Origin of the sequence: Streptomyces sp. NPDC005195, from assembly GCF_040608315.1 — a bacterium.
Lineage (GTDB): Bacteria > Actinomycetota > Actinomycetes > Streptomycetales > Streptomycetaceae > Streptomyces > Streptomyces kaempferi.
The window spans coordinates 443,054-453,582 of sequence record NZ_JBEXHZ010000001.1 but is presented as its reverse complement, the minus strand read 5'-3'; the positions used below and the strand labels follow the sequence as shown (position 1 = coordinate 453,582).

8 protein-coding genes are annotated in these 10,529 nt (G+C 70.7%); 7 read left to right on the top strand and 1 reads right to left on the bottom strand.

The genetic code is table 11. From position 1 onward, the window contains the following. Positions 1-72: 72 nt before the first annotated feature. From ABZV34_RS02005 to nudC, 3 genes are all read left to right on the top strand, one after another. Positions 73-3,642, top strand: a complete 3,570-nt coding sequence (locus ABZV34_RS02005) for a UvrD-helicase domain-containing protein (protein WP_356270491.1) — start codon at positions 73-75, stop codon at positions 3,640-3,642. Positions 3,643-3,652: 10 nt separating this feature from the next. After that, complete coding sequence (locus ABZV34_RS02000) at positions 3,653-5,065, top strand: dipeptidase (protein ID WP_356270489.1); 1,413 nt, start codon at positions 3,653-3,655, stop codon at positions 5,063-5,065. Positions 5,066-5,194: 129 nt separating this feature from the next. Next, positions 5,195-6,136, top strand: a complete 942-nt coding sequence (gene nudC, locus ABZV34_RS01995) for an NAD(+) diphosphatase (RefSeq protein WP_356270487.1) — start codon at positions 5,195-5,197, stop codon at positions 6,134-6,136. A gap of 322 nt (positions 6,137-6,458) precedes the next feature. On the opposite strand, the gene ABZV34_RS01990 is transcribed toward nudC, so the two are convergent. Then, entirely contained in the window at positions 6,459-6,716 is a 258-nt protein-coding gene (locus tag ABZV34_RS01990; RefSeq protein ID WP_356270485.1) for a glutaredoxin domain-containing protein, read from the bottom strand. A gap of 197 nt (positions 6,717-6,913) precedes the next feature. Between ABZV34_RS01990 and ABZV34_RS01985 the strand changes: the two genes are divergently transcribed. The 4 genes from ABZV34_RS01985 (at position 6,914) to ABZV34_RS01970 (ending at position 10,460) form a co-directional block, all read left to right on the top strand. Beyond that, positions 6,914-9,109, top strand: a complete 2,196-nt coding sequence (locus tag ABZV34_RS01985) for an ATP-dependent DNA helicase UvrD2 (RefSeq protein WP_356270483.1) — start codon at positions 6,914-6,916, stop codon at positions 9,107-9,109. A 164-nt stretch (positions 9,110-9,273) separates the two neighbouring features. Continuing rightward, entirely contained in the window at positions 9,274-9,597 is a 324-nt protein-coding gene (locus ABZV34_RS01980) for a hypothetical protein (protein WP_356270482.1), read from the top strand. Positions 9,598-9,771: 174 nt separating this feature from the next. Further along, positions 9,772-10,140, top strand: coding sequence for a WhiB family transcriptional regulator (locus tag ABZV34_RS01975; RefSeq protein ID WP_010984500.1), 369 nt, complete (start codon positions 9,772-9,774; stop codon positions 10,138-10,140). Beyond that, positions 10,137-10,460, top strand: a complete 324-nt coding sequence (locus tag ABZV34_RS01970) for a hypothetical protein (protein ID WP_356270480.1) — start codon at positions 10,137-10,139, stop codon at positions 10,458-10,460. Before ABZV34_RS01975 ends, ABZV34_RS01970 begins: the two co-directional genes overlap by 4 nt. The last annotated feature ends 69 nt before the right edge of the window (positions 10,461-10,529 follow it).

The window sequence follows — 10,529 nt, the reverse complement described above, 5'->3', positions numbered from 1 at the left end:
GACCAGCGGTTCCCGCACCCCGACAGCCGATGTGGCCACCCGCTGTCAGTGGGCGCGGCTAGCCTCTCTGACGTGCCCGCCCGTATCACCGATCCCGAGCAGCTCAAAGAGCTCCTCGGCATCCCCTTCACCCCGGAGCAGACGGCCTGCATCACCGCACCGCCCGCCCCGCAGGTGATCGTGGCCGGAGCCGGATCCGGGAAGACCACGGTGATGGCGGCACGCGTGGTCTGGCTGGTCGGCACCGGACAGGTCGCCCCTGAACAGGTCCTCGGTCTGACGTTCACCAACAAGGCGGCGGGCGAACTCGCCGAACGCGTCCGCAAGGCGCTGATCAAGGCCGGCGTCACCGACCCGGACGTGATCGACCCCGACAACCCGCCCGGCGAACCGGTCATCTCGACCTACCACGCCTTCGCCGGCCGCCTGCTGACCGACCACGGACTGCGCATCGGCCTCGAACCGACAGCCCGCCTGCTCGCCGACGCCACCCGCTACCAGCTCGCCGCCCGCGTCCTGCGCGAGTCACCGGGACCGTACCCGGCACTCACCCGCTCCTTCCCCGACCTCGTCGGCGACCTCCTCACCCTCGACTCCGAACTCTCCGAACACCTCGTACGCCCCGAGGACCTGCGCGCCCACGACGCCGGACTGCTGCACACCCTGGAGAGCGTCAGACTCACCAACGCCGACCTCCGCAAGGTCCCCGAGGCCGCCGCGGCCCGGCGCGCACTCGCCGAACTGGTGGTCCGCTACCGCGCGGCCAAACGCGAACGCGACCTCCTCGACTTCGGCGACCAGATCGCCCTCTCGGCCACCCTGGCCCGCACCCGCCCCGAGGTCGGGGACATCCTCCGCGACGAGTTCCGCGTGGTCCTGCTGGACGAGTACCAGGACACCTCGGTGGCACAGCGCGTACTGCTCGCCGGACTGTTCGGCGGCGGCACAGGACACCCCGTGACCGCGGTCGGCGACCCGTGCCAGGCCATCTACGGCTGGCGCGGCGCCTCCGTCGCCAACCTCGACGACTTCCCCGAACACTTCGCGGGCGCCGACGGCCGCCCCGCCACCCGCCAGTCACTCAGCGAGAACCGCCGCAGCGGCGGCCGCCTCCTCGACCTCGCCAACGGCCTCGCCGAGCCCCTGCGCGCGATGCACGCGGGCGTGGAGGCCCTCCGGCCCGCCCCCGGAGCCGAGCACGACGGCGTCGTCCACTGCGCGCTGCTGCCCACCCACGCCGAGGAGATCGACTGGCTCGCCGACTCCCTCGCCCACCTCGTACGCACCGGAAAGGCACCCGGCGAGATCGCCGTGCTGTGCCGCACCGCGAGCGACTTCGCCGAGATCCAGGGCGCGCTCGTCGCCCGCGACATCCCCGTCGAGGTCGTCGGCCTCTCCGGGCTGCTGCACCTCCCCGAGGTCGCCGACCTCGTCGCCGTCTGCGAAGTCCTCCAGGACCCCGGCGCCAACGCCTCCCTGGTCCGCCTGCTCACCGGACCGCGCTGGCGGATCGGCCCACGCGACCTCGCCCTCCTGGGACGGCGCGCCCGCCTCCTCGTGTCCCACGCGCGCGCGGGCGCCGACGACGACGCCGACCGCCGGCTCGCCGCGGCCGTCGAGGGGGTCGACCCGGCCGAGGTGATATCGCTCGCCGACGCCCTGGACACGTTCCTGGAGATGCCCATCGAGGCCGAGAGGGACAAGGACGGACTGCCCTTCTCACCCGACGCCCGGGTCCGCTTCGCACGGCTCGCCGCCGAACTGCGCGACCTGCGCCGCTCGCTCGCCGACCCCCTCATGGACGTCCTGCACCGGGTGCTCGCCGTCACCGGACTGGAGGTCGAGCTCTCCGCGTCCCCGCACGCCCTCGCCGCCCGCCGCCGCGAGACCCTCTCGAACTTCCTCGACGTCGCCGCGTCCTTCGCCGCCGGTGACGGCGAGGCGTCCCTGCTCGCCTTCCTCGGCTTCCTGCGCACCGCCGCCCAGTACGAGAAGGGCCTCGACAACGCCCTGCCCGGCGGCGAGAACACCGTCAAGGTGCTCACCGCCCACAAGGCCAAGGGCCTGGAGTGGGACGTCGTCGCCGTCCCCGGCCTCGTCACCGGAACCTTCCCCAGCACCCAGGGTCGCGAGAAATGGACGGCCCAGGGCAAGGTCCTGCCGCACGAACTGCGCGGAGACGCCGACACGCTGCCCGACGTCGACACCTGGGACGCCAAAGGCATCAAGGCCTTCCACGAGGCCATGAAGGACCACCAGCGCACCGAGGAGCTCCGCCTCGGCTACGTGACCTTCACCCGCCCCCGCTCGCTCCTGCTCGGCTCCGGCCACTGGTGGGGGCCGTCCCAGAAGCGCCCACGCGGCCCCTCCGACTTCCTGCACGCCCTGTACGACCACTGCGCCGCCGGACACGGAGAGATCGAGGCCTGGGCCGACGAACCGGCCGAGGACGAGGAGAACCCTGCCCTGCACGAGGCGGCGGCTGACCACGCGTGGCCGCTCCCGCTCGACGACACGGCACTCGCCCGCCGCCGCGCGGCCGCCGAGACCGTACTCGCCCACCTGGAACGGGTCGCGTCCCACGAAGAACCCCACCCCGCCGCCCACGGCCCGTCCTCCCACGACGACCCGGAGTGGCCGCCCCCGCCCGACGACGACGAGACGCCCTACGGGGACGAACCGCACCCCGAAGGAAACGACGGCCTCCCCGAAGACGGCGACCCCTCCGAAGGCGACGGCGACCTTCCTGTGGGCGACGACTCCGACTGGGACTCCTGGACGACCCACCGCCCGACGCTCCCGCACCAGGCGCCCGCCCCGGAGGCCCGCCCGGTCCCGGAGCCCCCGCAGGCCCAGGACGCGCGCCCCCACCCGGAAGACGACCCCGTACGACTCACACCCGAAGAAGCCCGCACCCTCGCCTCCTGGGACCGCGACCTCGACGCCCTCACCGGAGAGCTCCTGCGCGCCCGCGCGAGCGTCACCGACGTACCCCTGCCGGCCTCGCTCACCGCCTCACAGGTACTGCACCTGGCCGCCGACCCCGACGGCTTCGCACAGGAACTCGCCCGCCCCATGCCGCGCCCCCCGCAACCCGCCGCCCGCCGCGGCACCCGCTTCCACGCCTGGGTGGAGTCCCGCTTCGAAGAACTGCGGCTGCCCATGCTCGAACCGGAGGACCTGCCCGGCAGCGACGCCGAGATCGCCGACGAACGCGACCTGGAGGACCTCAAGGACGCCTTCGAACGCACTCCCTACGCCCATCGCACGCCCCACCGCGTCGAGACCCCCTTCCAGGTCGCCATCGCCGGACGCGTCGTCCGGGGCCGCATCGACGCCGTCTACAAGGAGGACGACGGCGACGGCACGACGTACGAGATCGTCGACTGGAAGACCAGCCGCACCCGCACCGCCGACCCCCTCCAGCTCGCCGTCTACCGCCTCGCCTGGGCCGAGCAGCAGGGCGTGCCCCCCGAGTCCGTCAAAGCCACGTTCGTATACGTCCGCAGCGGTGAGATCGTCCGCCCCCGCGACCTCCCCGACCGCGCCGCCCTGGAACGGCTGCTCACGCAGGACCCACGGGGCCCGGGGCAAGAGGCGGCCGGAGAACCGACGGACGAACACGCCCCCGCGGGCAGTTAGGCTCGTGAGCATGAGCAAGCCCGTTGACAACGCCGTCAGCACCGTCCGTGCGTACATCCACCACCACCGCACGGCCTTCCTCGACGACCTCGCCGAATGGCTGCGCATCCCCTCCGTGTCGGCCCAGCCCGACCACGCGGCGGACGTGAGGCGCAGCGCCGACTGGCTCGCCGCCAAACTCCAGGAGACCGGCTTCCCCACCACGGAGGTCTGGACCACGGAGGGCGCCCCCGCCGTCTTCGCCGAATGGCCGTCGGAAGACCCCCAGGCCCCCACGGTCCTCGTCTACGGGCACCACGACGTACAGCCCGCCGCCCGCGAGGACGGCTGGGACACCGACCCCTTCGAACCGGTGATCCGCGGAAACCGCCTCCACGCGCGCGGAGCCGCCGACGACAAGGGCCAGGTGTTCTTCCACACACTCGGCGTCCGCGCCCACCTCGCCGCCACCGGACGCACCACCCCCGCCGTCCACCTCAAACTCCTGATCGAGGGCGAGGAGGAATCCGGCTCCCCGCACTTCCGTCACCTCGTGGAAACCCACGCCGACCGACTGTCCGCCGACGTGGTGATCGTCTCCGACACCGGCATGTGGTCCGAGGACACCCCCACCGTGTGCACCGGCATGCGCGGTCTCGCCGAATGCGAGATCGCGCTGTACGGGCCCGCTCAGGACATCCACTCCGGCTCCTTCGGCGGCGCCGTGCCCAACCCCGCCACCGCCGCTGCCCGCCTCGTCGCCGCCCTCCACGACGACCACGCGCGCGTGGCAGTCCCCGGCTTCTACGAAGGCATCACCGAACTCACCGACCGTGAGCGCGAACTCTTCGCCGAACTGCCCTTCGACGAAGCACGCTGGCTGGCCACCGCCAAGTCGTCGGCCACCCACGGAGAGGCCGGACACACCACCCTGGAGCGCATCTGGGCCCGCCCCACCGCCGAGGTCAACGGCATCGGCGGCGGCTACCAGGGACCCGGCAGCAAGACGATCATCCCGTCCTCCGCCACGGTGAAGCTCTCCTTCCGGCTGGTCGCGGGCCAGGACCCCGACCACATCGAGAAGGCCGTACGTGCCTGGGCCGCCGAACAGCTCCCCGAAGGCATCCGGCACGAGATCACCTTCGGCGCCGCCACCCGCCCCTGTCTCACCCCACTGGACCACCCCGCCCTGCAGTCCGTCGTACGGGCCATGGGCCGCGCCTTCGAACAGCCCATCCGCTTCACCCGCGAAGGCGGCTCGGGGCCCGCGGCCGACCTCCAGGAAGTCCTCGACGCCCCCGTGCTCTTCCTGGGCATCTCCGTCCCCTCCGACGGCTGGCACGCGCCCAACGAGAAGGTCGAACTCGACCTCCTCATGAAAGGCGTCGAAACCAGCGCCCACCTCTGGGACGACCTGGCCGAGAACTGGCGCGAGGCACACTGAAAAAGCCCGTTCACACCCGGAAGAAGCCTCATTCACACCCAGAAGAGCACCCCGCACACCCGCCCCGCCGTACGTCCTGCTGAACCGCCCGCCGAAATAACCTTTCCACCGGGGGAGTTGGAAGCACCCGTGACCACCTGGACCGACCGCACCGCCGACCGTCCCATCTCGCTCACCGCCCCGGGCGGCATCGACCGGGCCGCCCACCACCGGCTCGACGAGGCCTGGCTCGCGGCGGCCTGGAGCCACCCCACGACCCGCGCCTTCGTGGTCTCCGGCGGTCAGGTCCTCATCGACGAGACTGCGGACGGCACCACCGAACTCGTCATGACCCCCTCCTTCGAGGCCCCGCTCACCGAGGCACACCGCTACTTCCTCGGCACGGACGACGACGGTGTGAGCTATTTCGCACTCCAGAAGGACGCACTGCCCGGCCGCATCGACCAGTCCGCACGCCCCGCGGGCCTGCGCGAGGCGGGACTCCTGCTCTCCCCCCGCGACGCCGGCCTCATGGTGCACGCCGTCGCCCTGGAGAACTGGCAGCGACTGCACCGCTTCTGCTCACGCTGCGGGGAACGCACCGTGATCGCGGCAGCCGGCCACATCCGCCGCTGCCCCGCCTGCGGCGCCGAGCACTACCCGCGCACCGACCCCGCCGTGATCATGGCGGTCACCGACGACGAGGACCGCATCCTGCTCGGCCGCCAGGTGCACTGGCCCGAAGGCCGCTTCTCGACACTCGCCGGCTTCGTCGAACCCGGCGAATCCATCGAGCAGTCCGTGCGCCGCGAGGTCTTCGAAGAGGCGGGCATCACCGTCGGCGAGGTCGAGTACGTCGCCAGCCAGCCCTGGCCCTTCCCCTCCAGCCTCATGCTCGGCTTCATGGCCCGCGCCACCTCCCACGAGATCAACGTCGACGGCGAGGAGATCCACGAAGCCCGCTGGTTCTCCCACGAGGACCTGCGCACCGCCTTCGAGTCAGGCGAAGTGATGCCTCCGTACGGCATCTCCATCGCCGCCCGCCTGATCGAACTCTGGTACGGAAAACCCCTACCCCGCAGAGAGACGTAGCCGGACCACCCCGCAACACTCCCGTCACCGGAACCGGTGCGGCGCAGAACACACACAAGAGGCGGTTCTCGAGTCACCTCAAGAACCGCCCCACCGCGGCAAACCGACACAAAAAAGTGCTCGAAGGCCTGGACGGTGACCTCGACGCGGTGCTGCGCGCGATCGAGGAAGCCGCCACCGGGGGAGTGCGACGCGTCACTTCGGTGCCTTCACGCGCGTCGCGTCGGCACTCACCGACCAGCAGCCGCCGCTGAGCGGCACGAACGACGACGAGACCCGCGCCCATGATCACCGGGCCGGGTCTCGTGCGCCTGCTCCCGGGTCAGACGCCGAGCGCGCGCTTCACCTGAGCAAGGCTCGGGTTGGTCATCACGACCTCGACCCCACCGTTGGTGGGAACCACCTGAACCGTCGGAACGGTCTGATTCCCGCCGTTCGCCTTCTCCACGAACGCCGCGGACGCCGGGTCGTGCTCGATGTTGATCTCCTTGTACGAGATGCCCTCGCGGTCCAGCTGGCCCTTCAGCCGCGTGCAGTATCCGCACCACGTGGTGCTGTACATCGTCACAGTGCCCGGCATGTCTCTCGCGCTCCTTTACTGCTGGGGGTGCGTCATCGCAGAAGGGGAACGTACGCCGGGCACCCACCATTCCCGCACCCGGGTACCCCCGCCCCGTACACCAGCCCCCACCGACGCCTGCCGCATTAGTACGACCACAAGACCCTCCCTGTGGACAACCGACTCACCCGCCCCCGGCGACCTGGCAGCATGGCGGGGTGACAGCAGCAACGCACTCCACCCTCTTCCCGCAGGTTCCGGACACGGCCGACGCGGTGCTCGACGGGCTCGACCCCGAGCAGCGCGCAGTCGCCACCGCCCTGCACGGTCCGGTGTGCGTGCTGGCAGGCGCCGGCACGGGCAAGACGCGAGCGATCACCCACCGCATCGCCTACGGCGTACGCGCCGGAATCCTCCAGCCCTCCAGCGTCCTCGCCGTCACCTTCACCAACCGCGCCGCGGGAGAGATGCGCGGCCGCCTCCGCCAGCTCGGCGCCGGCGGCGTCCAGGCCCGCACCTTCCACTCCGCGGCCCTGCGCCAACTCCACTACTTCTGGCCGAAAGCGGTCGGCGGCAGCCTCCCCCGACTCATCGACCGCAAGATCCAGCTCGTCGCCGACGCGGCCGCCGCCTGCCGCATCCGCCTCGACCGCGGCGAGCTCCGCGACGTCACCGCCGAGATCGAATGGTCCAAGGTCACCCAGACCGTCCCCTCCGACTACGCGGCCGCCGCCGCCAAGACCGGCCGCGAATCCCCCCGCGACCCCGCGGAGATCGCCCAGCTGTACGCCACCTACGAAGACGTCAAACGCGACCGATCACTCATCGACTTCGAGGACGTCCTGCTGCTCACCGTCGGCATCCTCCAGGACCGCCACGACATCGCCGACCAGGTCCGCTCCCAGTACCAGCACTTCGTCGTCGACGAGTACCAGGACGTCAGCCCCCTCCAGCAACGCCTCCTCGAACTGTGGCTCGGCGAACGCGACAGCCTCTGCGTCGTCGGCGACGCCAGCCAGACGATCTACTCGTTCACCGGTGCAACTCCCGACCACCTTCTCGACTTCCGCATCCGCCACCCCGCGGCCACCGTCGTCAAACTCGTCCGCGACTACCGCTCCTCACCCCAGGTCGTCCACCTCGCCAACGGCCTGCTCTCACAGGCCCGCGGCCGCGCCGCCGACCACCGCCTGGAACTGATCTCCCAGCGCGCCCCCGGCCCCGAACCCGTCTACGCCGAATACACCGACGAACCCGCCGAGGCCGAAGGCGCCGCCCGCCGCATCCGTGACCTCGTCGCCTCCGGCGTCCCCGCAGGCGAGATCGCCATCCTCTTCCGTACGAACTCCCAGTCCGAGATCTACGAGCAGGCACTCGCCGACGCCGGAGTGCCCTACCAGCTGCGCGGCGCCGAGCGGTTCTTCGACCGCCCCGAAGTGCGCAAAGCCGGAGCCGCCCTCCGCGCGGCCGCCCGATTCGGAGCCAACGACTCCCTTCTCGACGACGTCGTCGACCTGCCCTCCCAGGTCCGCGCCGTGCTGTCCGGCGAAGGCTGGACCAGCCAACCCCCCGCCGGCTCCGGCGCGGTCAGAGAACGCTGGGAATCACTGGCCGCCCTCGTCCACCTCGCCCAGGACTTCGCCGCCGCCAAGCAGGACGCCACCCTCGGCGACCTCGTCGCCGAACTCGACGAGCGCGCCGGCGCACAGCACGCCCCGACCGTCCAGGGCGTCACCCTCGCCTCCCTGCACTCCGCCAAAGGACTGGAGTGGGACGTCGTCTTCCTCGTCGGCGTCGCCGAGGGCATGATGCCGATCACCTACGCAAAGACCGACGAGCAGATCGAAGAGGAACGCCGCCTCCTCTACGTCGGCGTCACCCGAGCCAGAGAACACCTCTGTGTCTCCTGGGCCCTGTCCCGCTCACCCGGCGGCCGAGCCAACCGCCGGCCCAGCCGCTTCCTCGACGGACTACGCCCCGGCTCCGTCACCACCGCGGGCCGCACGAGCGGCGGCGGTCCTGGAGGCGTCGAGCGAGGCGTCGGAAGCAGCGGAGGCACCGTCGTACGACGGACGAGCCGAACCCCGGCCCGCTGCCGCGTCTGCGGCCGCACACTGACCGACGCCGGCGAGATGAAACTGATGCGCTGCGAGGACTGCCCCTCCGACATGGACGAGGGACTCTACGAACGGCTGCGCGAGTGGCGGGAGGTACAGGCGCAGCGCAGCGGCCAGCCCGCGTTCTGCGTCTTCACCGACAAGACACTCATGGTCATCGCCGAGACCGCTCCCGACGACGAGGGAGAGCTCGCCCGGATCCCCGGAGTCGGAGTACGCAAGCTCAACCGCTTCGGAGCCGACGTACTGGCCATCTGCGCAGGCCAGGAGCCTGGCGAGGACAAGCGCGACGACTGATTCAAACTCGTCGAAAAAATAGTTTGCGCATGCCCCGGCAATCCCCATAGGTTCTTAGCACGGAAGCGGCGGGCTTCTCCGAAGCCCTGGTTCCGTGCTGTACTTAATAGCCGTCGGACTGACTCACCCCCAGTCCCCCAAGACGCCGAGAGGAGGCGATTCCAGTGATCAGCATCAACACCAGCTCCAGCACCACCGTCCAAATGACCGATCGCTCGGTCGTCTCCACGTGCCTGCTCGGCGTCTCGAACCTGGGCACCGTTCTGTCCGGCATCACCGCCGTCCGGCCGGCGTCCTCCCTGTCTCTCGCGGGTCTTCCCATCCGTGAGCGCAATGAGCGACCGATCCAGGCACTGGAAGCAGCAGTAGTGGCAGAGGCGCACGCCTATGCCTTTGCGGCAGCCGGTGCCGGATCCCTGAAGCAGACCAAGCAGCACCACACGATGTGGGCCTTCCGTGGGCCTGAACCCTGGAGTGATCCAGCCTGATCCTCGATCAGGCCGGCGCCTTCAGGGCCGCGGAACCCCACCCGGGATCCGCGGCCCTTTTGTTTGTCCCCGACCGGGGACGGCAGAGCGAAGGGGCCTCGGGACAAGAAAAGAACCCGGTACCAGCCGCCAACCGGCCAACCGGCCGGCACGACCAGACGAGGAAGACCACCCGTGCAACTCGAAGCGCACGCCCCGTCCGTACCGCCTTCCGAAACGATCCCCCCGCCCGGCCTCACGGAGGACTCCACCTTGATCCCGCTCACTGCGCTCACCGCGCTCGACGACGCCATCGAGAACCTCGGCGTACCCGTCCCCTGCCGTTCCTACGACCCGGAGGTCTTCTTCGCCGAGTCGCCGGCCGACGTCGAGTACGCCAAGTCCCTCTGCCGTACCTGCCCGCTGATCGAGGCCTGCCTCGCCGGCGCCAAGGAGCGGCGTGAGCCCTGGGGTGTCTGGGGCGGCGAGCTGTTCGTCCAGGGTGTTGTCGTAGCCCGCAAGCGGCCCCGTGGCCGCCCGCGCAAGAACCCGGTCACGGCATGAACACCGCAGGAACGATCGACCACCCCCTGACGCACGACCCCAAGAAACAGGCCCCGATGAAGCCGTCCGCGAGTGAGCCCACCGGCTCCGTCATTTCAGACTTCACCACCACCGGCGCGAACGACTCGCGTGAGAACAGGACCCGAGAAATGCAACTCATCCCAGAAGCCCTGGCTCGTGCGCATATGCACGAGCGACTGCGAGAGGCTGAGCGGGAGCGCCAGGCCGTGCGCCTGGTCACCGCCCGCCGGATGCAGCGCCGGGCCGAGCGCGCTTCCATGCGTGCCCGGCGTGCGCTGGCCATGGCGGTCATGCAGTAAGCAGCCGAAGGCAGTCGCAGACCTACACAGACACACCGCGGGGGTTGGTCCGTCCGGACCGGCCCCCGC

Excerpts from the sequence above, each read along its gene's own strand:
- ABZV34_RS02000 (WP_356270489.1), top strand. The coding sequence starts at position 3,653 with ATGAGCAAGCCCGTTGACAACGCCGTCAGCACCGTCCGTGCGTACATC.
- ABZV34_RS01990 (WP_356270485.1), bottom strand. The coding sequence starts at position 6,716 with ATGCCGGGCACTGTGACGATGTACAGCACCACGTGGTGCGGATACTGC.
- ABZV34_RS01970 (WP_356270480.1), top strand. The coding sequence starts at position 10,137 with ATGAACACCGCAGGAACGATCGACCACCCCCTGACGCACGACCCCAAG.